This window comes from Aeromicrobium sp. NPDC092404 (genome assembly GCF_040684095.1).
Taxonomy (GTDB): Bacteria; Actinomycetota; Actinomycetes; order Propionibacteriales; family Nocardioidaceae; genus Aeromicrobium.
Genome location: NZ_JBFBFI010000001.1, coordinates 1,355,707 through 1,380,209 on the forward strand (window position 1 = coordinate 1,355,707; position 24,503 = coordinate 1,380,209).

28 protein-coding genes are annotated in these 24,503 nt (G+C 69.5%); 5 read left to right on the top strand and 23 right to left on the bottom strand.

Annotated elements, in window-relative coordinates; translation table 11 throughout:
* Positions 1-54: 54 nt before the first annotated feature.
* The 7 genes from rlmN to rpsB form a co-directional block, all read right to left on the bottom strand.
* On the bottom strand, positions 55-1,188 hold the full coding sequence (rlmN, locus tag AB0N22_RS06895) for a 23S rRNA (adenine(2503)-C(2))-methyltransferase RlmN (protein ID WP_364637484.1): 1,134 nt from the start codon (positions 1,186-1,188) through the stop codon (positions 55-57).
* 46 nt (positions 1,189-1,234) lie between these two features.
* The gene (locus tag AB0N22_RS06900; RefSeq protein ID WP_364637486.1) at positions 1,235-2,236 is read right to left on the bottom strand and encodes a putative zinc-binding metallopeptidase; all 1,002 of its coding nucleotides are present in this window, start codon (positions 2,234-2,236) and stop codon (positions 1,235-1,237) included.
* A 67-nt stretch (positions 2,237-2,303) separates the two neighbouring features.
* Positions 2,304-3,179 carry a phosphatidate cytidylyltransferase gene (locus tag AB0N22_RS06905; protein WP_364637488.1) on the bottom strand — a complete coding sequence of 292 codons (876 nt, stop codon included), beginning with the start codon at positions 3,177-3,179 and terminating at the stop codon, positions 2,304-2,306.
* Positions 3,169-3,723, bottom strand: a complete 555-nt coding sequence (frr, locus tag AB0N22_RS06910) for a ribosome recycling factor (protein WP_364639257.1) — start codon at positions 3,721-3,723, stop codon at positions 3,169-3,171. Before frr ends, AB0N22_RS06905 begins: the two co-directional genes overlap by 11 nt.
* 39 nt (positions 3,724-3,762) lie before the next feature.
* Positions 3,763-4,518 (bottom strand): UMP kinase, encoded by a 756-nt coding sequence (gene pyrH / locus AB0N22_RS06915; RefSeq protein ID WP_364637490.1) that lies wholly within the window; start codon positions 4,516-4,518, stop codon positions 3,763-3,765.
* A 50-nt stretch (positions 4,519-4,568) separates the two neighbouring features.
* Positions 4,569-5,384: a translation elongation factor Ts gene (tsf, locus tag AB0N22_RS06920; RefSeq protein WP_364637492.1), complete on the bottom strand. Its 816-nt coding sequence runs from the start codon at positions 5,382-5,384 to the stop codon at positions 4,569-4,571.
* Between the two features lie 40 nt (positions 5,385-5,424).
* A complete protein-coding gene (rpsB, locus tag AB0N22_RS06925) occupies positions 5,425-6,564 on the bottom strand; it encodes a 30S ribosomal protein S2 (protein ID WP_364637494.1) in 1,140 nt (379 codons plus the stop codon).
* 312 nt (positions 6,565-6,876) lie between these two features.
* Here rpsB and AB0N22_RS06930 point away from each other — a divergent pair, with 312 nt between their 5' ends.
* Positions 6,877-7,761, top strand: coding sequence for a peptidoglycan DD-metalloendopeptidase family protein (locus AB0N22_RS06930; protein ID WP_364637496.1), 885 nt, complete (start codon positions 6,877-6,879; stop codon positions 7,759-7,761).
* A gap of 74 nt (positions 7,762-7,835) precedes the next feature.
* On the opposite strand, the gene AB0N22_RS06935 is transcribed toward AB0N22_RS06930, so the two are convergent.
* Genes AB0N22_RS06935 through AB0N22_RS06950 form a run of 4 tightly spaced genes read right to left on the bottom strand, consistent with a single transcriptional unit; the run spans position 7,836 to position 11,875 of the window.
* Positions 7,836-8,768 carry a tyrosine recombinase XerC gene (locus AB0N22_RS06935; RefSeq protein ID WP_364637498.1) on the bottom strand — a complete coding sequence of 311 codons (933 nt, stop codon included), beginning with the start codon at positions 8,766-8,768 and terminating at the stop codon, positions 7,836-7,838.
* A gap of 28 nt (positions 8,769-8,796) precedes the next feature.
* Complete coding sequence (locus tag AB0N22_RS06940; RefSeq protein WP_364637500.1) at positions 8,797-9,936, bottom strand: DNA-processing protein DprA; 1,140 nt, start codon at positions 9,934-9,936, stop codon at positions 8,797-8,799.
* A complete protein-coding gene (locus AB0N22_RS06945) occupies positions 9,933-11,513 on the bottom strand; it encodes a YifB family Mg chelatase-like AAA ATPase (RefSeq protein WP_364637502.1) in 1,581 nt (526 codons plus the stop codon). The genes AB0N22_RS06940 and AB0N22_RS06945 overlap by 4 nt, the downstream gene beginning before the upstream one ends.
* A complete protein-coding gene (locus AB0N22_RS06950; RefSeq protein WP_364637504.1) occupies positions 11,513-11,875 on the bottom strand; it encodes a YraN family protein in 363 nt (120 codons plus the stop codon). Before AB0N22_RS06950 ends, AB0N22_RS06945 begins: the two co-directional genes overlap by 1 nt.
* Before the next feature lie 134 nt (positions 11,876-12,009).
* Between AB0N22_RS06950 and AB0N22_RS06955 the strand changes: the two genes are divergently transcribed.
* Positions 12,010-12,609 (top strand): GNAT family N-acetyltransferase, encoded by a 600-nt coding sequence (locus AB0N22_RS06955; protein ID WP_364637506.1) that lies wholly within the window; start codon positions 12,010-12,012, stop codon positions 12,607-12,609.
* On the opposite strand, the gene AB0N22_RS06960 is transcribed toward AB0N22_RS06955, so the two are convergent.
* The 9 genes from AB0N22_RS06960 to AB0N22_RS07000 all read right to left on the bottom strand — a co-directional run bounded on the left by AB0N22_RS06960 (position 12,584) and on the right by AB0N22_RS07000 (position 18,048).
* Complete coding sequence (locus AB0N22_RS06960; protein ID WP_364637508.1) at positions 12,584-12,898, bottom strand: DUF2469 domain-containing protein; 315 nt, start codon at positions 12,896-12,898, stop codon at positions 12,584-12,586. The genes AB0N22_RS06955 and AB0N22_RS06960 overlap by 26 nt on opposite strands.
* A complete protein-coding gene (locus AB0N22_RS06965) occupies positions 12,888-13,544 on the bottom strand; it encodes a ribonuclease HII (RefSeq protein ID WP_364637510.1) in 657 nt (218 codons plus the stop codon). The genes AB0N22_RS06960 and AB0N22_RS06965 overlap by 11 nt, the downstream gene beginning before the upstream one ends.
* Positions 13,545-13,596: 52 nt before the next feature.
* Entirely contained in the window at positions 13,597-13,947 is a 351-nt protein-coding gene (rplS, locus tag AB0N22_RS06970; protein ID WP_364637512.1) for a 50S ribosomal protein L19, read from the bottom strand.
* Between the two features lie 179 nt (positions 13,948-14,126).
* Entirely contained in the window at positions 14,127-14,807 is a 681-nt protein-coding gene (trmD, locus tag AB0N22_RS06975) for a tRNA (guanosine(37)-N1)-methyltransferase TrmD (RefSeq protein WP_364637514.1), read from the bottom strand.
* Position 14,808: 1 nt separating this feature from the next.
* Positions 14,809-15,342, bottom strand: coding sequence for a ribosome maturation factor RimM (rimM, locus tag AB0N22_RS06980; protein WP_364637515.1), 534 nt, complete (start codon positions 15,340-15,342; stop codon positions 14,809-14,811).
* 2 nt (positions 15,343-15,344) lie between these two features.
* The gene (locus tag AB0N22_RS06985; RefSeq protein WP_056215037.1) at positions 15,345-15,584 is read right to left on the bottom strand and encodes an RNA-binding protein; all 240 of its coding nucleotides are present in this window, start codon (positions 15,582-15,584) and stop codon (positions 15,345-15,347) included.
* Positions 15,585-15,598: 14 nt separating this feature from the next.
* Positions 15,599-16,156, bottom strand: a complete 558-nt coding sequence (gene rpsP, locus AB0N22_RS06990) for a 30S ribosomal protein S16 (protein ID WP_364637517.1) — start codon at positions 16,154-16,156, stop codon at positions 15,599-15,601.
* Positions 16,157-16,345: 189 nt separating this feature from the next.
* Entirely contained in the window at positions 16,346-17,116 is a 771-nt protein-coding gene (locus tag AB0N22_RS06995; protein WP_364637519.1) for a crotonase/enoyl-CoA hydratase family protein, read from the bottom strand.
* An 11-nt stretch (positions 17,117-17,127) separates the two neighbouring features.
* Complete coding sequence (locus AB0N22_RS07000) at positions 17,128-18,048, bottom strand: sterol desaturase family protein (RefSeq protein WP_364637521.1); 921 nt, start codon at positions 18,046-18,048, stop codon at positions 17,128-17,130.
* 50 nt (positions 18,049-18,098) lie between these two features.
* On the opposite strand from AB0N22_RS07000, the gene AB0N22_RS07005 reads away from it, so the two are divergent.
* Together AB0N22_RS07005 and AB0N22_RS07010 are read left to right on the top strand one after the other, a co-directional pair.
* Positions 18,099-18,452 (top strand): ArsC/Spx/MgsR family protein, encoded by a 354-nt coding sequence (locus tag AB0N22_RS07005; RefSeq protein ID WP_364637523.1) that lies wholly within the window; start codon positions 18,099-18,101, stop codon positions 18,450-18,452.
* A 144-nt stretch (positions 18,453-18,596) separates the two neighbouring features.
* The gene (locus AB0N22_RS07010) at positions 18,597-19,826 is read left to right on the top strand and encodes an MFS transporter (protein WP_364637525.1); all 1,230 of its coding nucleotides are present in this window, start codon (positions 18,597-18,599) and stop codon (positions 19,824-19,826) included.
* Positions 19,827-19,961: 135 nt separating this feature from the next.
* Here AB0N22_RS07010 and AB0N22_RS07015 read toward each other — a convergent pair whose 3' ends face one another.
* Positions 19,962-21,347, bottom strand: a complete 1,386-nt coding sequence (locus AB0N22_RS07015; protein WP_364637527.1) for a gluconate:H+ symporter — start codon at positions 21,345-21,347, stop codon at positions 19,962-19,964.
* Positions 21,344-21,856, bottom strand: a complete 513-nt coding sequence (locus AB0N22_RS07020; protein WP_364637529.1) for a gluconokinase — start codon at positions 21,854-21,856, stop codon at positions 21,344-21,346. Before AB0N22_RS07020 ends, AB0N22_RS07015 begins: the two co-directional genes overlap by 4 nt.
* Before the next feature lie 120 nt (positions 21,857-21,976).
* On the opposite strand from AB0N22_RS07020, the gene AB0N22_RS07025 reads away from it, so the two are divergent.
* On the top strand, positions 21,977-22,942 hold the full coding sequence (locus AB0N22_RS07025; protein ID WP_364637531.1) for a hypothetical protein: 966 nt from the start codon (positions 21,977-21,979) through the stop codon (positions 22,940-22,942).
* Here the strand turns inward: AB0N22_RS07025 and ffh are convergent.
* Complete coding sequence (gene ffh / locus AB0N22_RS07030) at positions 22,939-24,471, bottom strand: signal recognition particle protein (protein ID WP_364637533.1); 1,533 nt, start codon at positions 24,469-24,471, stop codon at positions 22,939-22,941. The genes AB0N22_RS07025 and ffh overlap by 4 nt on opposite strands.
* Between the last annotated feature and the right edge of the window lie 32 nt (positions 24,472-24,503).

Genomic DNA, 24,503 nt, shown 5'->3' on the forward strand with positions numbered 1-24,503 from the left:
ACGCCCCGGTCCGTGGTCCAGGACCGGGGCGTTTCGTCACGAATCGGGGCGGGGTCAGAGCAGGTCTGCCGCCGCGAGCTGACCGCAGGCCCCGTCGATGTCGCTGCCTCTGGTGTCGCGCACGGTCGTCGGGATGCCCTTGGCGATCAGGCGCCGGACGAACTCGCGCTCGTCCTCGGGCCGCGAGGCGGTCCACTTGGAGCCCGGCGTCGGGTTGAGCGGGATCAGGTTGACGTGGACCCAGCCCCAGTCGCCGTACGACTGCAGGACGTCGCCGAGCAGGTCGGCCCGCCACGCCTGGTCGTTGATGTCCTTGATCATCGCGTACTCGATCGACACGCGACGCTTGGTCTTCTCGGCGTACTGCCAGGCCGCCTCGACCGCCTCGTGCACCGACCACCGCGTGTTGATCGGGACGAGCTCGTTGCGCAGCTCGTCGTCAGGAGCGTGCAGCGACAGCGCCAGGGTGACGGGGATGCCCTCGTCGGCGAGCTGCTTCATGCGCGGCACGAGGCCAACGGTGCTGACGGTGATGTTGCGGGCCGACATCCCGAGGCCGTCGGGTGCCGGCGCGACCATGCGGCGGACGGCACCGATGACGGCCTTGTAGTTGGCCATCGGCTCACCCATCCCCATGAACACGACGTTGGAGAGCCGCCCGGGGCCGCCGGCGACCTTGCCGGTCGCCATCGCGCTGGCGCCGTCGACGACCTGGTCGACGATCTCGGCGGCACTCATGTTGCGCTCCAGCCCACCTTGGCCGGTGGCGCAGAACGGGCACGCCATGCCGCAGCCGGCCTGGCTCGAGACGCAGATCGTCGCGCGGTCGGCATAGCGCATCAGGACCGACTCCACGAGGGCGCCGTCGAACAACCGCCACAGGGTCTTGCGGGTCGTGCCCTTGTCGGCCTCGAGCGTACGCACGGGGTTGAGCAGGGTCGGGAGCAGCTCCTCGACGATGCGGTCACGGCTCGCGGCCGGCAGGTCGGTCATGTTCGCAGGATCGCGCTCGAGCCTGGCGTAGTAGTGGTTGGCGACCTGCTTGACGCGGAACGCGGGCTCACCCAGCGCCTCTGCGACGGCCGTACGCTCCTCGGCGCTCAGGTCGGCGAGGTGGCGCGGCGGTTTGCCGCGACCGCGCTTCTGCTCGAACACGAGCGGCAGAGGGTTCGGGTTGACGGAGGACACGCTCCCCATTCTCTCATTGCGCCCCCACGTTCCCCGAATCGCGGAATCAGGACGCCGAGGAGCGCTCCCGCTGACCGAGCCGCGCGACGTACTCGAGCTTGTCCAGCACGGGTTGCCGGATGACGAACGGGTAGAGCGCTCCCTTGCCCATGCTGCGGTTGATCTGGTTGAGCGCGATGCTCAGCGGGATCCAGACACCGGTCACCAGGTCGCGGAACCTCGTGAAGTGCGACGGGGCCGCGACCGGCGCGAGCCCGTACGCCGACGCGGTCTCGACCGTGTCGCAGATGTGCAGGTAGTGCGCGAACGTCTCGGCGAAGTCCTCCCAGGGATGCATCGTGGCGTACCGGCTGATGAAGCACTCCTCCCAGTCCTCGGGAGCGCCCTGGTCGTAGTGCCGCTGCACCGCGTCGGCGTAGCTCTCGCGCTCGTCGCCGAACAGCTCCCGGAACTCCTCGAGGAGATCGTCCTTGACGAGCTGCTGCCAGAAGAAGTGCCCGATCTCGTGACGGAAGTGGCCCAGCATCGTCCGATAGGGCTCGTCCATCTTGACGCGCAGGCGCTCCCGGTGGACGTCATCGCTCTCGGCCAGGTCGAGCGTGATGACGCCGTTGCTGTGACCGGTCGTCACGCGCTCCTCGGCACTCGACAGCAGGTCGAAGGCGAGACCGGTGTCGGGGTCCTGCTGCCGAGTCGTGATCGGGAAGCCGCGCTCGTCCAGCTCGACGATCAGGCGCCGTTTGGCGTCCTCGGCGATCCGGTACTCCGCCAGACCCGCCGAGTCGTCGTCCGCAGGTCGCGTGCGGGTCAGCGCGCAGCTGAAGCACAACCCGCCATCGAGGTCCGTCAGCCAGGTGCAGCCCGACAGCGACTCGTTGGCGCACACGTACCAGGTCTTGCCGTCCGCGTCTGCGTAGCGGCCCTCGTCGTCCACCGGGACGATGGCCTTCTCGTCGCGGGAGAACCCCAGGTGCGAGCCGCACGAGAGGCACTCGGAGTTGCCGAAGTAGAGGCGGTTGCCACAACGCCGGCAGGCGAACGCTTTCACCGGGCCATCCTGTCAGGGCGTGCCCGGGGGCTGGTCGGGGCGGTCGACGCGTGTCGTGCCGCGGTGGTCAGCTGACCGGGACCAGTGTGTGCAGGATGAGCCACGCGACCGGTGCCACGGCGATCAGGGAGTCGAGCCGGTCCATCAGGCCGCCGTGCCCGGGCAGCAGGTCGCCCATGTCCTTGATGCCGAGGTCCCGCTTGATGAGCGACTCCGACAGGTCGCCGAGCGTCGCGAACACGACGCCGGCGATGCCGAGGACGATGCCGACCCACCAGTCGCCCTCGAGGGCGTACGTGATGGTCACGATGCCGGCGCCGATGCCGAAGACCAGCGAGCCCGCGAATCCCTCCCACGACTTCTTGGGGCTGATCGTGGGTGCCATGGGGTGCTTGCCGAACAGCACGCCGGCGACGTAGCCGCCGATGTCCGAGGCGATCGTGGCGACGATGAACGCGATGATGCGCCACGGACCGTCGTCCTCCACCAGCATCAGCACGACGAACGAACCCATGAGGTAGAGGTAGCCGAGCACGAACACGCCGGCGCTGCTGTCGCGCACGAAGCCCTCGGCCCCGTCGGACAGCCGCCACACGAGGGTTCCGATGATCGTGAGAGCCAGGGCGACCGAAGCGGTCTCCATGCCGCCCCAGTAGCTGCCGACGAGCATGATCGAGCCGCCGGTCAGCACCGGCAGGACCGGGATCTTGATGCGTGCCGTCGAGAAGGCGCGGGTCAGCTCGAACAGGCCGATCGCCAGCGCGATGACGACGACCGGGATGAACGCTTCCTTCTGGATGAACAGCGTCGCGATCACGAGCCCGATCAGGCCCACGCCGACCGCGATGGACGCCGGGAGGTTGCGGCCCGCCCGGCTGGTCTTCTCCGCGGCTGCAGGTGTCTCCGGCGACCCAGGGGTGTCGGCGGGAGACTCAGATGTCAAGGAGCTCTGCCTCTTTGTTCTTGAGCAGCTCGTCGACCATGTCGACGTGCTTCTTGGTCATCGCGTCGAGCCGCTTCTCGGCACCGACGTTCTCGTCCTTGCTGATCTCGGAGTCCTTCTCGGCCTTGTCGAGCGCCTGCTTGGCGGTCCGGCGCAGGTTGCGGACCGAGACGCGGCCCTCCTCTGCCTTGGACTTGGCGAGCTTGATGTACTCCTTGCGGCGGTCCTCGGTCAGCTCGGGGAGCGTCACGCGCAGCACCTTGCCGTCGTCGCTCGGGTTGACGCCGAGGTCGGACTCGCGGATGGCCTTCTCGATCGCGGGCTTGGCGCCGGCGTCGTACGGCTGGATGATGACGGTCCGCGGCTCGGGCACCTGGAAGCCCGCGAGCTGGTTGAGCGGGGTCTGCTGGCCGTAGTACTCGGCGGTGATCTGGGCGAACATCGCCGGGTGGGCACGGCCCGTGCGGATCGCGGCAAACTCCTCGCGGGTGTGCTCGACGGCGCGGGCCATCTTGCTGTCGGCGTCACGCAGGGTCTGGTCAATCACGGTGTGTCTCCATCCGGTTCTGGTCGGTCCGTACGCCTAGGCGGCGCGGACCAGCGTTCCGATCTTCTCACCACGGAGCACGCGGGCGATGTTGCCCTCGCCCTCCATGCCGAAGACGATCATGGGGAGCTTGTTCTCCATGCACAACGCGAATGCTGCCGCATCGACGACCTTGAGGCCCAGGCGAAGCGCCTCGTCGAAGGTGATCTCGTCGAACTTGCGGGCCGTCGGGTCCGTGCGCGGATCGGCGGAGTAGACACCGTCGACCCCGCTCTTGGACATCAGGACCGCGTCGGCGCCGATCTCGAGTGCGCGCTGCGCCGAGACCGTGTCGGTCGAGAAGTAGGGCATGCCGGCGCCGGCGCCGAAGATCACGACGCGGCCCTTCTCGAGGTGGCGGATCGCGCGTCGTGGGATGTAGGGCTCGGCAACCTGCCCCATCGTGATGGCGGACTGCACGCGGGTCTCGATGCCCTGCTTCTCGCAGAAGTCCTGCAGCGCGAGGCAGTTCATGACGGTGCCCAGCATGCCGATGTAGTCGGCCCGCGACCGGTCCATGCCGCGCTGGCTCAGCTCGGCGCCGCGGAAGAAGTTGCCTCCGCCGACGACGATCGCCACCTCGACGCCCTCGGCCACGGCCTCAGCGACCTGCTTGGCGATGCCGTTGACGACGTCCGGGTCGATGCCGATCTTGCCGCCGCCGAAGACTTCGCCGGACAGCTTGAGCAGGACGCGCTTGAGACCATGACCAGAGGCCGGAGCGTCGACGTCCTGAGCGATGTCAGTGTCCACGTTCCGGCCTCCGATGTCGTTGGTTGCTGCGTCCTGGGACTGCGTGCTGGTCAGGCGCCGATCTCGATGTGGGCGAAACGCTTCAGCGTCACGCCGGCCTCGTCGAGCAGAGCCTTGACGGTCTTCTTGTTGTCCTGGACCGACGGCTGCTCGAGCAGCACCGTCTCCTTGAAGAACCCGTTGAGGCGTCCCTCGGTGATCTTGGCGATGGCCTGCTCGGGCTTGCCCTCCTCACGGGAGGTAGCCTCCGCGATCTCGCGCTCCTTGGCGACGACGTCCGCGGGGACGTCCTCACGCGTGAGGTAGCGCGGACGCATCGCGGCGATCTGCATCGCGACGCCGCGGGCGACGTCGTGACCGCTGTCGCCCTCGAACTCGACGAGCACGCCAACAGCCGGCGGCAGGTCGCTGGCGCGACGGTGCATGTAGGTCGCGACGTTGCCGCTGTCGAAGCTGGCGACCCGACCGAGCTCGATCTTCTCGCCGATGACGATCGCGAGATCGGCGACGGCCTCGGCGACGGTCTTGCCCTCGAACGGCGTGCCGGCGAACTCGGCAGCGTCGGCCGGCTTGGTCTCGTCGGCCAGCTCGGCCAGCTTCTCGGCCAGCGTGATGAACTGCTCGTTCTTGGCGACGAAGTCGGTCTCGGAGTTGAGCTCGACGATCGCGCTGCCGTAGTTGGCGACGAGCCCGGCCGAAGCCTCCCGCTCGGCGCGCTTGGCGGCCTTGGCGGCGCCCGAGATGCGGAGCACCTCGATCGCCTTGTCGAAGTCTCCGTCGGTCTCCGTGAGCGCCTTCTTGGCGTCCATCATGCCGGCGCCGGTGGCGTCGCGGAGTCTCTTGACCTCAGTGGCGGTGATAGCCATGTTCGTGTTCTCGCTTCTCAGGTAGTCGGGTGAGCCGATGTCACTCGGCAGCTTCGGCGTCGACCTTCTCGGCAGCCTTCTTGGCGGGCGCCTTCTTGGCCGGAGCCTCGTCGGTCGCGGCAGCCTTCTTGGCGGCCGGGGCCTTCTTGGCGGGCTCGTCGGCCTTGTCGGCCGCGTCCGCCTTCTTGGCCGGAGCCTTCTTGGCGGGAGCCTTCTTGGCGGGAGCCTTGTCGGCAACGGCGGCGTCGACCTCGACGTCGGCCTTGTCGGCGCCCGGGGCAGCAGCCTCGGCAGCGGCCGGGGCCTCGGTCTCGGCGACGACGTCCTCGACGCTCACGTTGGTCTCGTCAGGAGCGGCGTCGGCCTTGACGGGCGAGACGGCGCCGGTCTGTGCGGCGTCCTTCTGCTCGAGCAGCTCGCGCTCCCAATCGGCCAGGGGCTCCTCGGCGCCGAGCTCGGCTCCGGGCTCTTCTTCGCCGGTCTTGCTGCCACCGCGGGCGATGAGGCCCTCGGCAACGGCGTCGGCGATGACGCGAGTCAGCAGGCCGACGGACCGGATGGCGTCGTCGTTGCCCGGGATCGGGAAGTCGACGTCGTCGGGGTCGCAGTTGGTGTCGAGGATCGCGATGATCGGGATGCCGAGCTTCTTGGCCTCGTCGACCGCGAGGTGCTCCTTCTTGGTGTCGACGATCCAGACGGCGGACGGCGTGCGGCCCATGTCACGGATGCCGCCGAGGGTGCGCGAGAGCTTCGCGTACTCGCGGCTCATGCCGAGGAGCTCCTTCTTCGTGCGGTTGGATCCCGCGACGTCGTCGAAGTCGATCTCCTCGAGCTCCTTCATGCGCTGGAGCCGCTGGTGCATCGTCTGGAAGTTGGTGAGCATGCCGCCGAGCCAACGCTGGTTGACGTAGGGCATGCCGACACGCTTGGCCTGCTCCTCGATCGGCTCCTGCGCCTGGCGCTTGGTGCCGACGAACAAGATGGTGCCGCCGCGGGCGACGGTGTTCTTGACGAACTCGTAGCCGGCGTCGATGTAGGCCAGCGACTGCTGGAGGTCGATGATGTAGATGCCGTTGCGCTCGGTGAAGATGAAGCGCTTCATCTTGGGGTTCCAACGACGGGTCTGGTGCCCGAAGTGGACGCCGCTCTCGAGCAGCTGGCGCATGGTGACGACGGCCATGGTCGTATCTCCTTGTGGCACACGTGTGCCGATCCTGGTTGTCTCACCGCCGGTTGACGGTGACCTGGCGCCTGCTCGTGTTGACGGGTCCAACTGTCCAGCATGCTGGACAGACCAGGGCGTCATCCGTATTCAGCTCTCGCGTCATACGGAAACAGGCGCGCGAATTCCACTTCCGAAAAAGTGGTTGCGCCCAGTCTAGGGCAACCGACCGCCCGGGACGAAATCCACAAACCGCGCGCTCGCGGGCCGTTGTCCCCAGCTCGACCGCCGACCCGTGCGCCACCGGTCGCGGCCGCCTTGGCTGGTCCCATGCTCCGCCGAACAGCCGTCGTCGCCCTGCTCCTGCTCGCCACCACCTCGCCGCCGGTGCACGGCGCCTCCCCCGACTCCTGGACATGGCCACTCGACGACCACACGATCGGCGAACGCTTCGATCCGCCGGCCACCGACTACGGCCCGGGCCACCGTGGTGTCGACCTCGCCGCCACCGCCGGTGACGCCGTCAGGGCGGTCGCCGCCGGGCGGATCTCGTTCGCGGGCCGCGTCGCCGGCGTTCCCGTCGTGACGGTCGACCACGGGGACGAGCGGTCGACCTACCAGCCCGTCCAGGCGCGGGTGAAGGTCGGGGATGCCGTCCGGGCGGGTCAGGTCATCGGCACGCTGCTGGGCTCGCCCAGCCACTGCCCTGCGGCTTGCCTCCACCTGGGCCGGGTCGCCGGTGACGACTACCTCGATCCCTTGGAGCTGCTCGGCGGCGGAAGGTTCCGGTTGATCAGCCCGCACGGGAAGCCGCCTGAACCTCCGGGCGGCGCCGGTGGTCTCCTCCGGCCGGTCGGCGGCCCGATCACGTCGCCGTACGGCATGCGGATCCATCCGGTGACGGGTCAGCGCAAGCTCCATGACGGCACCGACTTCGGCGTCCCGTGCGGCACCCCGGTGCACGCGGCGGCTGCCGGCACCGTGACGGCTCGGTCGAGCGGCGGGCCGTACGGCAAGCGGATCGAGGTCCGGCCCCGGCCCGGGTTCGAGACCTCCTACAGCCACCTGAGAGCGCAGTCCGTGTCGGTCGGCGACCGCGTCAGCAGCGGCCAGGTCGTCGGCCATGTGGGCTCCACGGGGCTGTCCACCGGCTGCCACCTGCACTTCATGGTGCTCAAGGACGGCAAGGCCGTGGATCCGCAGGGCTACCTCTGAACGACCCCGCTGGGCGTGACGTTGTGCAGGACCTTGGCGGCGTGTCGCCTGCAGAACGTCACTCCCAGCGGGGGTCAGGCCCTGGGGTGGGCGAGCTTGTAGGCCGCCCTGAGTCGCTCGTTGCTGACGTGCGTGTAGATCTGCGTCGTGCCGAGCGAGGCATGGCCGAGGATCTCCTGCACGCTGCGCAGGTCGGCGCCGCCTTCGAGCAGGTGCGTCGCCGCGGTGTGCCGCAGGCCGTGCGGTCCGAGGTCCGGAGCCCCGTCGACCGCAGCGAGCCGTTGGTGGACGATCCGGCGCACGGCGCGTTGGTCGATGCGTGCTCCGCGTGTCCCGAGGAACACTGCCGCACCGCTGAACTCCGTGGCGATCGCCGGCCGGCCGCGCTCGAGCCAGAGCTCGACGGCCTCGGAGGCCGGCAGCCCGTAGGGCACCGACCGCTCCTTGCGGCCCTTGCCGAAGACGCGGACGACCCGACGCCCCCGGTCGAGATCGTCGATGTCGAGGCCGACCAGCTCGCCCACCCGGATGCCGGTGGCGTACAGCAGCTCGAGGATCGCGAGATCGCGAAGTCCGCGCGGCCCTTCGTCGACCAATGACCGCACCGTGGCGTCGAGCAGCTCCCGCACCTCGGCCTCGCTCAACGCGACCGGCAGCTCACGGTGCGCCTTGGGGCTGGCCAGGAGCGCCCCGGCGTCGGCCGGAGCGCGACCAGTGCGGGCGAGCCACAGCGTGAACACCCGGGCTGACGTGGCCCGGCGGGCGATCGTCGTCCTGGCCCGCCCGAGCGTCTGCAGGTTGGCGAGCCAGCTGCGCAGCGTACGGATCGACAGCCCGGCCGGGTCGCCCACCCCGAGCCGTTCGGCGTGCGTCGCGAGGCTCTCGAGATCCGTGAGGTAGGCGCGCACCGAGTGGGCCGAGAGGTCGCGCTCGGCCCGCAGGTGCTGCTCGTAGGCGGCAAGGACCGCCGACCAGGCCTCGCCCAGCCCCTCAGACTCTGCTGTCATCGACACCAGTGTGCGACGGCGCCCGTGCTCAACTCACGTCGGCGCGCCGGGACAGGGACCACTCGGTGCCCTGTCTAAGCGCCAGGCCGCGCCGTTCGAGCAGGTCGAGGGCAGCCCTGACCTCGCGGGTGCTGAGTCGCACGGTCGAGGCGATCTCGGAGACCCGGCGGGCGACGGACCACTCGAGCCCGTCGAGCGTGGAGCGAGCCGCGGGCGGGAGACGGTCGAACTCGGTGAGCGGCAACGATGCCTGCTCCTCCGTGACGGCGCCAAGTCCCGACAGCTCCGCGATGACGTCGCGGCTCCCGCACACGAGCACGGCCTTGCCGGCACGGATCGCCGCATGCACCCCGGTTGACTGGCGCGAGGTCACCGGCCCGGGCAGTCCCATCGTGGTGCGGCCGAGCTGATCGGCCCAGTTGAGGGTGTTGAGCGAGCCGCTGCGCTCGGCAGCCTCGATCACGACCGTGCCCCGTGTCAGGGCGGCGATCAGCCGGTTGCGGGACAGGAACCGGTTCTTGAGCGCCTTCTCCCCCGGCGCCTGCTCACTAACGACCACGCCGACCTCGGCGATCCTGGCGATCAGGGCGGCATGGGACTTCGGGTAGTCGAGGTCGGCGCCGCAGGCCAGCACGCCGGCCGTCGGCCGGTTCATGAGGAACGCCCCCCGGTGCGCGCACCCATCCACTCCGTAGGCGGCTCCGCTGATGACGTTCCACCCTGCGTCCGCGCAGTCGGCAGCCAGCTCGGAGGCGCACTCGGCCCCGTACGTAGTGCAGTCCCGTGCCCCGACGACCGCCACGCTTCGCTCACACATCTCGGCCAGCTGGCCCACGCCACGAAGCCACAGGCCGACCGGCGCCCCGGTCGCCCCGTGCAACGGCTCGAGGTGATCGAGGTCTGCCAGCGACGCCGGCCACTCGGTGCCATCCGGCGTGACCCAGCGCAGCCCGGCAGCCTTGGCTCGCGCCGCCGTGGACTCGACGACGCGGTCGAGGTCCCGACCCCGCTCGATCCAGGCCTCCGGGATGCGCGTGTCACCCAGCCGGTGACGACCCTGGATCGCCGCGAGCACCTCGGCCGGCTCGTGAATCCTCAGCAGGTGGCACAGCCGCGGGTCGCCGGGCTCCACCACCAGGCTCAGACCCAGGCGGTCGTGGCGGGTCACGACGCCTGCACCATGTCGCGCAACGCACTGCCGAGCGGGGTGCCCCTCCGCAGCGACAGCGCGGTGTCGACGTCGTCGCCGGTGGGGATCGCGTGCCCGTGCAGGTCGGCGACGCTCCACGACAGGCGGAGTATCCGGTCCGCGGACCTCGCGTTGAGCTTGTTGGTGCGCAGCTGCTGGTCGACCAGGACTCGACCCTCGTCGCTGACCGGCCAGTGCTTGCGCAGCTCGACGCCGGGCACCTCGCTGTTGAGCTGCCACGGCGTCTCGCGCAGGCGATGCGCCTGACGATCTCGCGCCTCGGCGACGGTGACGGCCAGGTCAGCCGTCGACCGCCCGCCGGCGAGACTGTTCGCCAGCTCGGGGCGGGACAGCGCGGAGAGCGACCGGTGGATGTCGATGCGGTCCCTGATGGGTCCGGAGAGCCGGTCGGCATAGCGGCGTCGCATCAGCGGCGTGCACCGGCACTGGTCGCTGACGGCCGAGCTGAGCCCGCACGGACACGGGTTGGCGGCCAGGACCAGCTGGAACCGCGCCGGGTAGGCAGCTGTCAGCGCCGCGCGGGAGACGACGACGTGCCCGCTCTCGAGCGGTTGCCGCAGGGACTCCAGCACGTTGCTCGCGAACTCCGGTGCCTCGTCGAGGAACAGCACCCCGTGGTGCGCCAGCGACAGGGCGCCGGGTCGGATCGTCTTGCTGCCGCCACCGACGATCGACACGGCGCTCGCTGTGTGGTGCGGGTCGAGGAAGGGCGGTCGTCGCAGCAGCGGTGAGTCGCTCGGCAGCACGCCCGCCACCGAGTGCACCGCGCTCACGGCCAGGGACTGCTCGTGCGTGAGGTCCGGCAGCAGGCCGGGCAGCCGCTGGGCCAGCATCGTCTTGCCGATCCCGGGCGGACCCGTCATCAGCAGGTGGTGCCCTCCCGCGGCGGCCACGACGAGTGCCATGCGGGAGTCCTCCTGGCCGGCGATGTCCGCCAGGTCGAGATGGGACAGCCGGTCGGCGGAGGTCCACGACATCCCCGGGACCTCGTCGAGCGGCGGCACCGGCGGGTCGTCCGGCTCCTCGGCGCCGGTCAGCAGCGCGACGGTCTGCTTCAGCGAGCGCACGCCGACGACGGTGATCCCATGCACGAGCTCGGCCTCGGGCACGTTGACCTCGGGCACGAAGACCCGCTCGAACCCGGCCTCGAGGGCAGCAAGCGTGGCCGGCAGGACGCCACGGATGGCTCGTAGCCGGCCGTCCAGAGCGAGCTCGCCGAGGAACACCGCGCCGGTGAGCCGCTCGGCCGGGACGAGCGACTTGGCGGCGAACACAGCCAGCGCGATCGCGAGGTCGTAGTGCGAGCCGGTCTTGGGCAGCGTCGACGGTGCCAGGTTTATCGTCACGCGTTGGTCGGGCCAGGTGGTCCCGGAGTTCGACACGGCGGACCGGCACCGATCGCGTGCCTCGTTGACCATGGTGTCGGCGAGCCCGACGAGCACGGTCGCCGGGAGCCCGCCCGAGATGTCGACCTCGACCTCGATGGGACGGCCCGACAACCCGTCGAGGGTGACCGAGTGCGTCGCCGCCGCCATCAGGCGACCCCGGCGATGCGGTCGACGACGGGAGCGCCGCGCGGCGGCACCACGACCGAGACGATGTCGATGCGCAGGCTCGGCGGCTGCACGTCGTGCACCTCGAGCCAGTGCATCGCCAGGCGGCGGAGCCTCGTCGCCTTGTGACCCGTGATCGCCTCGAACGGTCCGCCGTGATGGGTGCTGGTGCGGGTCTTGACCTCGCAGATCACCAGCGTCGACCCGTCCCGCGCGACGATGTCGATCTCGCCGAACCGGCAGGTCCAGTTGCGGGCCAGCACCACCATGCCCATAGCCTCGAGGTGTTCGGCGGCGATCCGCTCGCCGTAGGAGCCCAGCGCCTTGTTGCGTGCGTACGTCATCCCGCCAGCCTCGTTCGACAGGATCGCAATTGTCCGTCGACGGGCCCGGACCTGTGGACAGATACGCAGGCCTGCAGGTCCTGTGGAGAGCCTGTTGCGCCTGCGACTGTCGGCACCGGTTCGTACGATGGGGCATGCCCGAGATCCGCATCGCTCCCGCCACCGAGGTGCCGTGGCCGGACGTCGAGCAGACCATGACCGGCGGCGGCGACGGGTCGACGTGCTGGTGCCAGTGGTTCATGCTGACCCGCAAGGAGTTCGACGCCTGCGGCCGCGACGAGCGGGCCGCGATGCTCCGCAGCGAGATCCAGTCGGCCGACGCCTCACCCGGCCTGGTCGCGTACGTCGACGGCTCCCCCGCCGGCTGGGCGCGGGTCGGGCCGCGCCTGTTGCAGCCGGCCTTGGGTCGCTCGCGCATCGTCAAGGGCAGCGACGAGTCGCGCGACGACACCAGCGTTTGGGCGGTCACGTGCTTCGTCGTCCGCAAGGAGCACCGCGGCAAGGGCCTGCTCAAGCGCCTGGCCACGGCAGCGGTCGAGCACGCCGTCGCGCACGGCGCACGGGTGATCGAGGCCTATCCCGTCGACACCGAGGCCCGCGAGACCAGTGACAACGAGCTCTACCACGGCACGGTCAAGATGTTCCGCGACGCCGGGTTCCGCGAGGTGGCACGCCCGTCCGAGACCAGGGCGGTCATGGCGCTCGACGTCAGTCGTCGGCGCCCGGCAGCTTGAAGTCCGAGCCCTGCAGCTCCTCGACGTTGACGTCCTTGAACGTCAGCACCTTGACGTTCTTGGCGAACCGCGCCGGACGGTAGATGTCCCAGACCCACGCATCGTTCATCGAGACCTCGAAGTAGGCGTCGCCGGTCTCTGACCGCACCTTCACGTCGACCTGGTTGCACAGGTAGAACCGCCGGTCGGTCTCCACGACGTACTTGAAGATCGTGACGACGTCCCGGTACTCGCGGTAGAGCGCGAGCTCCATCTCCGACTCGTACCGCTCGAGATCCTCAGAGCTCATCAGGGGTGCCTTCCATCGCTGCTCGTACGTTGACGTATCTGCGCCGGTGCTCGGCGCACGGGCCGTGCAGCTTGAGCGCCGCCTGGTGCGTCGGGGTGCTGTAGCCCTTGTGGGTGGCGAAGTCGTACTGCGGGTGCTCCTGGTGCATCTGCACCATCATCCGGTCGCGGGTGACCTTGGCGACGACCGATGCGGCCGCGATCGAGGCCGCGACGCGGTCGCCCTTCCACATCGCGAGGCCCGGAGCGCCGAGCCCGTCGACGGGGAAGCCGTCGGTGAGGACGTAGCCGGGTCGGACCGCGAGCCGGGCCAGCGCCCGGCGCAACGCCGCGATGTTGGCGACGTGCAGACCCATGCGGTCGCACTCGGCGGCCGGGATGACGACGACCGAGACGTCGACGGCGCGCTCCATGATCAGGTCGAAGCACGCCTCGCGACGCTTCTCGGTCAGCAGCTTGGAGTCGGCCAGGCCCTTGATGGGGCGCTCGAGGACGACCGCCGAGGCGACCAAGGGGCCGGCACACGCACCACGGCCCGCCTCGTCCACACCCGCGACGGGATGCAGACCCTGGCGGGCCAGTGCGCGCTCGAAGCCATAGATCCCGGCATCACGCCGAATCGTGGATCCCTTGGCCAGACGTGTCACGCAGTGAGCCTAACCCGCGCCATCAACGGCGCGGCAGGCAACTCACCGGTGCTCAGGCGTCGCGCTTTTCCTTGATCTTGGCAGCCTTGCCGCGCAGGTTGCGGAGGTAGTAGAGCTTGGCCCGGCGGACGTCGCCGCGGGTCGCGACCTCGATCTTCTCGATGACCGGGGTGTGCAGCGGGAACGTACGCTCCACGCCGACGCCGAAGCTCACCTTGCGGACCGTGAACGTACGGCCGACGCCCGAGCCCTGCACCTTGATGCAGACGCCCTTGAAGACCTGGACGCGCGAGCGGCTGCCCTCGATGACCTTGACGTGCACGTCCAGCGTGTCGCCGGGACGGAACTCGGGGATGTCGGTGCGCAGCGACGCGCTGGCCACCTGATCGACGATGTTGGTCATGGTCTACTCCTCGCCGGTGCCACAGGTCACCCACGGATTGCTGTTCGAATGAGAGTTTGGTGCGGCGATGAACACGATTCCCCTGAGGCAGAACCGTCGACGCCAAGGGTCAATATTGCCACATGCGGCCCGTGCGGGCGAAATCGGCGTACGCCCTCCACCGCCCCGTGCGGCTGTCGCTAGTCGAGCAGGTCCGGGCGGCGCTGCCGCGTACGCTCGAGCGCCTGCTCGCGTCGCCATGCAGCGATCGCCGCGTGGTTGCCGGACAAGAGGATCTCCGGCACCTCGAGGCCGCGCCAGCTCGCGGGCTTGGTGTAGACGGGGTACTCCAGCAGCCCGTCGTCACCGTGTGACTCCTCGACGAGGGACTCGGGGTTGCCCATGAACCCCGGGATGAGCCGCACGACGGCCTCGATCATCGCGAGGGCCGCGACCTCTCCTCCGTTGAGCACGAAGTCGCCGAGCGAGACCTCCTCGACCCGCCAACGGCTCGCCGCGTGGTCGATGACGCGCTGGTCGATCCCCTCGTAGCGGCCGCAGGCGAACACCAGGTGCTCCTCGGCGCTGAGCTGCTCGGCCATCCGCTGGCTGAACGGCACGCCGGAGGGCGTCGGCACGACCACGACGGCGGAGTCGGTGGCGAGCGCGTCGAGCGCCTCTCCCCAGGGCTCCGCCTTCATGACCATGCCCGCGCCCCCGCCGTAGGGGGTGTCGTCGACGCTGCGGTGCTTGTCGGTCGTGAAGGTTCTCAGGTCGTGCGTCGTGACCTGGAGGAGACCGGCGACCTGCGCCTTGCCGGCCAGCGAGAGCTGCAGCGCGTCGAGGTAGGCCGGGAAGATGGAGACGACGTCGATCTGCACGTCAGTCGACCGCCAGGTCCGATGCGGCGTTCTCGGCCTCGGCCGGGTCGAGCAGGCCCGCGACCTCGGTGATCGTGACGAAGCCGCCCTTGACGTCGACGACGGGCACGATCTCGGTGACGAAGGGGATGAACACCTCGCGGTCGTCGAGCTGGACGGTCAGGGTGTCCTGGTGGGGGCCGTGGACGATGCCGGTCACGGCGCCGACGACCTCGTCGCCCACGCGTGCCTCGAGGCCGACCAGCTGGTGGTCGTAGAACTCGTCGGGGTCGTCGGGCAGCTCGAGCGGGTCGACGGCCGTCTCGATGAGCTGGCCGTGGAGCGCCTCGGCCGCGGTGCGATCCGGGATCTCCTCGAACGACACGACCAGGCGCCCGCTGTGGTGGCGGGCGCGGGCGATCGTGAGCGTACGGTCGCCGCAGACGACCGACGAGCCCGGGGCGAAACGCCGTTCGGGCTCGTCGGTGCGGATGTCGACGTTCAGCTCACCGCGGATGCCGTGGGCCCGGCCGATGCGGCCGATGACGACCTGCATCGTCAGCTGCGGCGGTCGACGTCCACGAAGTCGATGCGCGCGCCGCCACGTCCGGCGATCGCGCCCGCGACCTTGCGGATGGCGGTGGCCGTACGGCCCTGGCGGCCGATGACCTTGCCGAGGTCGTCCGGGTTGACCCGGACCTCGAACAGCTCGCCGTTGCGTGTCTGCTTGGCACGCACGTCGACGTCGTCAGGACTGTCGACGATGCCGGCGACGAGGTGCTCGATGACCTCGATCATGGGGGCAGCCACGATCAGGCCTTGGCCTCGTCAGCGGAAGCCTCGTCAGCCTTGGGCTCCTCAGCCTTCGGCTCCTCAGCCTTGAGCTCCTCAGCCTTGAGCTCCTCAGCCTTGGGCTCCTCAGCCTTGGCCTCGTCAGCCTTGGGCTCCTCGGCCTTGGCCTCGTCAGCCTTGGGCGCCTCGTCAGCCTTGGCTGCGGCCTTCTTGGCAGCAGCGGCCTTCTTGGTGGTCGCGTCGGCCTTGGGCTCGTTGTGGAGCTCCTTGAGCGCTTCCTGGAAGATGTCTTCCTTGCTGCGCTTCTCGTCGGCGAACTTCATGGTGTTCTTGCCACCGATGTCGCCGGTGATCTTGAGCAGCGCGGCGACGGCCTCGGTGGGCTGGGCGCCGACGCCGAGCCAGTACTGGGCGCGCTCGCCGTCGACGTTGATGATCGACGGGTCTGCCTTGGGGTTGTAGGTGCCGATCTCCTCGATGACGCGTCCGTCGCGCTTGGTGCGCGAGTCGGCGATGACGATGCGGTAGAACGGCGTGCGAATCTTGCCCATACGCTTCAGGCGAATCTTGACTGCCACGAGTGTGGTGTCTCCTCAGATGTGTGTATGTGGTGACCTGCCGGTGCCGCGTGGGGACACGGCCGACGAGATCGGTGAGCCGGACGACGTGAAGATGAGAGGGTCTCCGCGCGTACCGGACGCAAGGGGTCATTCTGCCAGAACACGTGCCGTGGCTCCAATTCGGCCGCGACCTCGGGCCCGACCGCCTCAGAACCGGCCGTGACGGCCCTCGCCACCGGCGAACCGCGCCGCACCCTCCGCCCCCTCGAGCACCACGATCGGCACCCCGTTCGCGCCCTCCGACCGCAGCGCGGCATCGAGCGGCAGGTCCCACTGTCGATAGGCCGAGGCGCGGTCGGCCTTCATGCACTCGGCCGGGAATCCTGCGATCTGCTCGGCGAGGTCGTGCGCCACGGTCAGCGAGTCCCCCACCGGCACGACCCGGTTGGCGAGACCCATCTGCAGCGCCTCGTGCGCACCGACGGGGCGTCCCGTCAGGATCATGTCCAGCGCCCTCCCCTGCCCGACGATCCGCGGCAGCCGCACGGTCCCGCCGTCGATCAGCGGCACGCCCCAGCGCCGGCAGAACACCCCGAACACGGCGTCCTCCTCGGCGATCCTGAGGTCGGCGAACAGCGCGAGCTCCAGCCCGCCTGCGACGGCGTGCCCGGCCACGGCTGCGATGACCGGCTTGGTCAGCTCGAGTCGCGTGGGGCCCATGGGGCCGGCGCCCAGCCCCTCCGGGTCCAGCTCGTTGCGCCGCTCGGGATCTGCCACCGCGGAGAGGTCGGCTCCCGCGCAGAACGTGCCGCCGGCTCCGGTGAGCACCGCGACCGCCAAGGACTCGTCCTCCTCGAACTGCTGGAACGCCGTACGCAGCTCGGCGGCCATGGGGCCGTCGACGGCGTTGCGCACCTCGGGGCGGTCCATCGTGATGGTGCAGATGTTCTCGTCGACGTCGTAGCGCACGTGGTCCATGTGGCTCATTCTCACGGACGCGGCTGGAGCGGGTCCCCGGACGCTCGTTGGGGCGGCGCCCAGCCCGGTGGCCCGAAGACGTACGCCAGCCGGTCGCGCCAGCGCGGTGTTCGCTTCACGTCGTGCCAGATCCTGACGTACTCGCCGTACTGCAGCGCCCACACGTTGTAGGTGTCCACCGGGACGGTCAGCCCGTACGTCGGACGGTGCAGCTCGGGCTGGAACGACTTGAACAGTCGGTCCCAGAGGATGAGGATGCCGCCGTAGTTGCGGTCGAGGTAGATCGGGTCCGAGCCGTGGTGCACGCGATGGTGCGACGGCGTGTTGAACACGAACTCCCACCAGCGCGGGAACCGGTCGATCTTCTCGGTGTGCAGGTGGAACTGCCAGATCAGGTTGATCGAGAACGTGAAGTAGATCATCCACGGCGGCACGCCGAGGAGCGGCAACGGCACCCAGATCAGCACCTCGAACCACTGGTTCCACTTCTGCCGCAGAGCCGTCGAGAAGTTGAAGTACTCGCTCGAGTGGTGCGCCTGGTGGCCGGCCCAGCCAAGGCGTACCCGGTGCGAGAAGCGGTGGTAGGTGTACCAGAGCAGGTCCACACCGATCAGCACACCGACCCACGTCCAAGGGTTCGACGCCGACAGGTGCCACGGTGCGAGGTGGACGTAGAGGACGGTGTAGAGCAGGAATGCCGCCGTGCGAAAGAGGGCCGAGAACCCGATCGAGCCGACGAACATCGTCAGGCTCGTGCGCGTGTCCTCCTTGAGGTAACCCATGCCTTGCCGCTCGCGCTCCTGCTCGGCGTTGGCCCGGTCCTCACGTTCCTCGCGGCGTACCGCGGCCATCTCGATGAGCATGAACAGCAGGAAGAACGGCACCGCGGCGCCGGCAGGATCCTTGAGGTTGTGCTCGAACGCTTCCCACATCCGCTCATGGTGACACGAAGTGACCCTGGAGTCAGTCGTATGCTCGCCACATGTCCGACCTGACGATCCTGCACCACTCGGCCTGCTCCACCTCCCGCCACGCCCTCGACGAGGCATCCGGGGCGGGCGTCGACGCCCAGGTGATCGCCTACCTCAAGAACCCGCTGTCCCGGGAGGAGCTGCTCGAGCTCATCGGCGAGCTCGAGGACCCACCTGCCGATCTGGTGCGCAAGGACGGGTTCTTCAGGGCCCAGGGCCTTGACCCCGACGACTACGTGACGCCCGAGGCAGTCGCGGGCCTGCTGGTCGACCACCCGCGACTCATGCAACGACCTGTGCTCGTGCGCGGCGGCCGCGCCATCATCGGGCGACCCAAGGACCGCGTCGCTTCGTTCCTGGCCTGAGGGTTGACGGCGCCGCACCGGCTCTTCCACAGTGGACCCATGCGTCCCGCCTTCGAGTATTGACACCTCTCTGACCGAGCCCTCACGGTCCGCGCCGTCGCCTGGTCCGGCCTCGGCGAGCTGATCCCTCTCTACGGGCTGTACGTGCTGCTGTTCGCCGACCATGGCCTCAGCACCGCACAGATCTCCTCCCTGCTGTTCCTGTGGTCCGGCACGGCGTTCGCCCTGGAGATCCCGTCGGGCGCCTGGGCCGACACCGTCTCGCGCCGTGGCCTCCTGGTGCTCGGCTCCCTGTTGACCGCAAGCGGCTTCGCCACGTGGACCCTGCTGCCGTCGTACGCGGGGTTCGCGGCCGGCTTCGTGCTGTGGGGGGTTGGCGGCTCGCTTCACTCGGGGACGTTCCAGGCCCTGCTGTACGACGAGCTGGCCGAGCGTGGCACCACGACCGCATATCCACGCATCATCGGGTTCGCCTCGACCGCCACCGAGGCGGGCGCGCTGGTCGGCATCCTGGTCGCCGCCCCGCTGTTCGAGCTCGGGGGGTACGCCCTTGTCGGCTGGGCCAGTGTCACTGTCGTCCTGGCCCAAGCTGTCCTGGGAGCGTCGTTGCCGGCCGCCCCGCAGGTGGTGTCGGCGGCCCAGGTCGACGACCTCGAGGACGACCCCCAGCTGACCCGGACGACGGTCTCAGCCGGAGGCGTCACGACGTACGTCGCGATGCTGCGCACCGGCCTGGCGGAGGCGCTGCACCGCCCGGCCGTCCGTGGCGGAGTCCTGCTCGCGGCGGTGCTCTACGGCTTCACGGCCTTCGACGAGTACTTCGGCCTGCTGGCCCGAGACGGCGGGGCCTCCACCGCCGTCGTCCCCCTGCTGGTGGGGCTGACGGTCGCAGGCTCACTCGCCGGCTCGTTGCTCGCCGGTCGCACCGCCGGCATGCGCTCGACGACGATGGCCGTGCTGCTGGTGGTCGCGGCGGTCGCGCTCGCCGCGGGCGCGATGCTCGGGGGTGCCGGTCTCGTCGGGGTGATCGGGTTCGCCCTGGTCGGGCTCGGCTACGGCCTGCTGACGAATGCCACGGTGGTCGCCGAGGCCAGGCTCCAGGACGCCATCGAGGGCCCGGCGAGGGCGACGGTCACCTCCGTCGCCGGCCTGATCAGCGAGCTGGTCGCTCTCGCGATCTTCGCCCTGGTCGCGCTGCTCTCCCTGTGGCTGACCACCGCCTCGCTGATGGCCGTGCTCACCGTCCCCGTCGCCGCGACAGCCCTGGCCGTGCGCCGCTGGCTGCCGCGGCGGCGAGGCGGCCCGGCCGGGCCGGATGCCAAGGTCGAGCAGCATGACGACGACGGGACCGCCGACCGAAAGGATCGTGGCTGAAGCGGTACGTCGACAACGACACCCGATACGAGCAGTTCATCGTTCCCGGGCCTGTCACCAGCCTCGGCAGCCCGGCCTCGGACTACCGGATCAGCTGAGGTGCGGGTCCCCGGGCCTGCGGGCCCGGGGACCCGACTAGATGACGAGGTTGAGCAGCAGCACGACGACGAGGCCGCTGACCGACAGGATCGTCTCCATGATCGACCAGCTCTTGATGGTCTGGACCACCGAGAGCCCGAAGAACTCCTTGACGAGCCAGAACCCGGCGTCGTTGACGTGGGAGAAGAAGACCGAGCCGGCACCGATGGCCAGCACCAGCAACGACACCTCGCTGCCGGCCAGGTCGCTCGCGATGGGTGCCATGATGCCGGCGGCGGTGATGGTGGCCACCGTGGCGGAACCCGTGGCCAGTCGGATCAGCACCGCGACCAGCCAAGCGAGGAGCAGCACCGAGACCCCGCTGTCCTTCACGAAGTCGGCCACCACCTCGGCGATGCCCGTGTCGATCAGCGTCTGCTTGAAGCCACCGCCGGCGCCGACGATGAGCAGGATGCCGGCGATCGGCGGGAGCGACTTGTTGAAGACGTCGCTGACGTCGTCCTTGTCCATGCCCGACGCGCGCCCCAAGGTGAACACGGCGACGACCACCGAGATCAGGAGCGCGACGAACGGCTCGCCGATGAAGTCGAGCACCTTGCGCAGCGTCGTGCCCTCGTCGACCGCGATGTCGGCGAAGGCCTTGCCCATCATCAGCACGACCGGCAGCAGCACGGTGCCCACGGTCGCCGCGAAGCTGGGGCGCTTCTCGCGCTTCTCGGTCGTCGCGTCGAACAGGTCGCCCGCAGGCACCGGGACCCAGCGGTCCGCGAAGCGGGCGAACAGCGGCCCCGCGACGACGATCGTGGGGACCGCCACGAGGATGCCGAGCGCCAGCGTGCGGCCCAGATCGGCCTCGAGAGCGTCGATCGCGACGAGCGGACCAGGATGAGGCGGCACGAAGCCGTGCATCGCCGACAGGCCGGCCAGCGCCGGGATGCCGAGCGAGATGACGGACCGTTCCGCCCGCTTGGCCACCAGGAAGATGACCGGCATCAGCAGGACCAGCCCGATCTCGAAGAACATTGGCAGGCCGATGATGGCGCCGATCGCGGCCATCGACCACGGCAGCATCCGAGGGCTGGACCGCCCGACGATCGTGTCGACGATCTGGTCGGCACCACCGGAGTCGGCCAGCAGCTTGCCGAACATGGCTCCCAGGGCGATCAGGACCCCGACCCCCGCGACGGTGTCGCCCACGCCGGTGCTGAAGCTGCCGACGACGTCCAGCATGTTGCGTCCCGCGATCGCTCCGACGACGAGCGAGCCCATGATCAGGGCGAGGAACGGGTGCAGCTTGAACCACGTGATCAGGACGACCAGCACGGCGATGCCGACGAGGGCTGCCGTGATGAGCTGTCCGGTCCCCGCGACGGCCTTGACCGGCTCGGGCGGGGTCGCGGCGATGAGCGTGCTGACGATCATGAGATGTCCTCCTCGGACAGGCCGGCGCGGGCGACGAACTCGTCCACGATCTCGGCAGGTGACGGGGTGATGTCGAAGGCCCAGCCGCTCTCGTCGTCCTGCAGCGGCTCGAGGGTCTGCTCCTGGGACTCCAGCAGCGACGCCGGCATGAAGTGGTCGCGCTTCTCCATCCGCGACTTGATCAGGTCGTGGTCGCCGGTCAGGTGCAGGAAGGTCGTGCGTGGAGCGGCGCCGACGAGCACGTCGCGGTAGACCCGCCTGAGCGCGGAGCAGCTGATGACGCCGCCGGAGGCGTCGTGCTGGTGCAGCCACTCGCCGACGTCCGCGAGCCACGGCCAACGGTCCTCGTCGGTGAGCGGTGTCCCGGCCGACATCTTGGCGATGTTGGCCTCGGAGTGGAAGTCGTCGCCGTCGGCGTAGTCGAGCTCGAACCGATCGGCCAGCTCATGACCGACCGCGGACTTGCCGACACCGGAGATGCCCATGACCACGACGAGCGGATGTCCCATGACCCTTAACGTATGGCCTCCGCCTCCCGGCCGCACTTCGCGACAGCCATCGACCTTCGGCGCACGGCCCCTAGACCTCGGACCGATGCCGCCCCCGATCAGCGTCCATACGCTCGGGCCATGTCACGCACACGCACCCGGTGGGGCTCGGTCCTCGCCGTCGTCGTGATCGCCCCGTGGATGGCGGAGATGTCATGGGGTGGCATCCCCTTCACCGACATGGTGCTGGTGGTGCTGTTCCTCGGCCCCATGTACGGCGGCGCGGCGCTGCTGATCCGCGAGGTCACCCGGCGGACGGGCCGCGGCTGGCCCACGATCCTGCTGCTCGCGGCTGCGTTCGGCGTCCTCCAGGCCGGCATCGTGGACCAGTCGCTGTTCAACCCCGACTACGCCCGGTACGACTTCCAGCACCCCGTCCACGTCGACGGCATCGACATCAGCCTCTATCACCTCGTCTCGTTCGTGACGGGGCACGTCGTGGCGAGCATCTCGATCCCGATCGTCATCGCGGAGTCGTGGTCGCGACGTGCCGCCGAGCCGTGGCTCAGTCGTCGCGGGCTCTGGTTCGTCGGTGTCCTGTACGTCCTTGCGTCGGTGCTCAACCACGTCGGCGTCAAGGACGAGGACGGTGACGGCTTCCAGGCCGCGCCGCACCAGGTCGTCACGGCCATGGGGGTGGTCGCCCTGCTGGTCGCGATCGCGCTCACGTGGCGCCGCCGCCCGGTCACGGCACGCGCGGCTCCCCCCGTGCGGCTGCTGGTTGTGCTCGGGTTTCTCGCCCACCTGCTCTACCTGCCCGCCGAGAACGCCGCCTCCCTCGCGGTCGCCGCGGCCGTCATCACTGCCGCTGTCGCGCTGGTGGGCGGCTGGTCGCGCAGCAGCGCCTGGACGAGCGCGCACACGTTCTGGCTCGCGATGGGAGCGGCCCTGGTCGGTGTCGTCGTGCCGTACCTCGCCGAGCCGTACGACGTCGGCGTCAGCGCGCGCACCGAGGTCGTCAACGACACCGCAGCGGCTCTGGGCTGCCTGCTTCTCGTCGGCCTCTCGGCGTACCGTCGGAGCAGGCTCGCCCTGCAGCCTGCCTAGAGCAGGTCCTTGAGCTCCTTGGGCAGCTCGAACTCGTCGTTGCCGCCCGCCGGGAAGCCGAACGCCCCGGCACCGTCCTTCTTGGGTGCTGCGGCCGCCTCGGCGGCGCGCTTGGCGGGGTTGCCCGAGACGCGCTTGCCCTTCTTCTTCTGCTGCGGCTTCTGCTTGGCGCCGGCCCGCTTGCCGGGGCCGGGAAGTCCGGGCATCCCCGGCATGCCCGGCATGCCGCCGCCCTTGGCCATCTGCTGCATCATCTTGCGCGCGTCGAAGAACCGGTCGACGAGCTGGTTGACGTCCTTGACCTGCGTGCCCGAGCCCTTGGAGATGCGAGCTCGGCGAGACCCGTCGATCATCTTGGGGTTGTCGCGCTCGGCGGGGGTCATGGAGCGGATGATCGCCTTGATCTTGTCGACCTCGCGCTCGTCGAAGTTGGCGAGCTGCTCCTTCATGGCACCCATGCCGGGGAGCATGCCGACGATCTTGGACATCGAGCCCATCTTGGAGATGGCCTCCATCTGGCTCAGGAAGTCGTCCAGCGTGAACGAGCCACCCATGAGCTTCTCGGCGTCCTTGGCCGCCTGCTCGGTGTCCATGACCTTCTCGGCCTGCTCGATCAGCGTGAGCATGTCGCCCATGTCGAGGATGCGCGACGCCATGCGGTCGGGGTGGAACGCGTCGAAGTCGGTCAGCTTCTCGCCGGTCGACGCGAACATGATCGGCCGCCCGGTGATCGAGCGCACCGACAGCGCGGCACCGCCGCGGGCGTCGCCGTCGAGCTTGGTCAGCACGACGCCGGTGAAGTCGACGCCCTCGAGGAACGCCTCCGCGGTGACGACGGCGTCCTGGCCGATCATCGCGTCGATGACGAACAGCACCTCGTCGGGATCGACGGCGGCGCGGATGTTGGCGGCCTGCTGCATCAGCTCGGCATCGATGCCGAGACGACCTGCGGTGTCGACGATGACGACGTCGTGCAGGGTGCGGCGGGCCTCGGCCAGTCCGTCGGTGGCGACCTTGACCGGGTCGCCGATGCCGTTGCCGGGCTCGGGAGCGTAGACCTTGACGCCCGCCTGGCCACCGACGACCTGCAGCTGGTTGACGGCGTTGGGACGCTGCAGGTCGGCCGCGACGAGCATCGGCGACTTGCCCTGGCCCTTGAGCCACAGGCCGAGCTTGCCGGCGAGGGTCGTCTTGCCGGCACCCTGGAGGCCGGCCAGCATGATGACGGTCGGCGGGTTCTTGGCGTAACGGATGCGCCGCGTCTCACCGCCGAGGATCGTCACGAGCTCGTCGTTGACGATCTTGATGACCTGCTGCGCGGGATTGAGCGCCTGGCTCACCTCGGCGCCGCGCGACCGCTCCTTGACGTTGGCGATGAAGTCACGGACCACCGGCACGGCGACGTCGGCGTCGAGCAGGGCGACCCTGATCTCGCGCGCCACGGCGTCGATGTCGGCGTCGGAGAGTCGACCCTTGCCGCGCAGGTTCTTGAACGCTGACTGCAGACGGTCTTGCAGGGTGTCGAACATACGTCGGTCGTCATCCTCGAATGGGGAGAAAG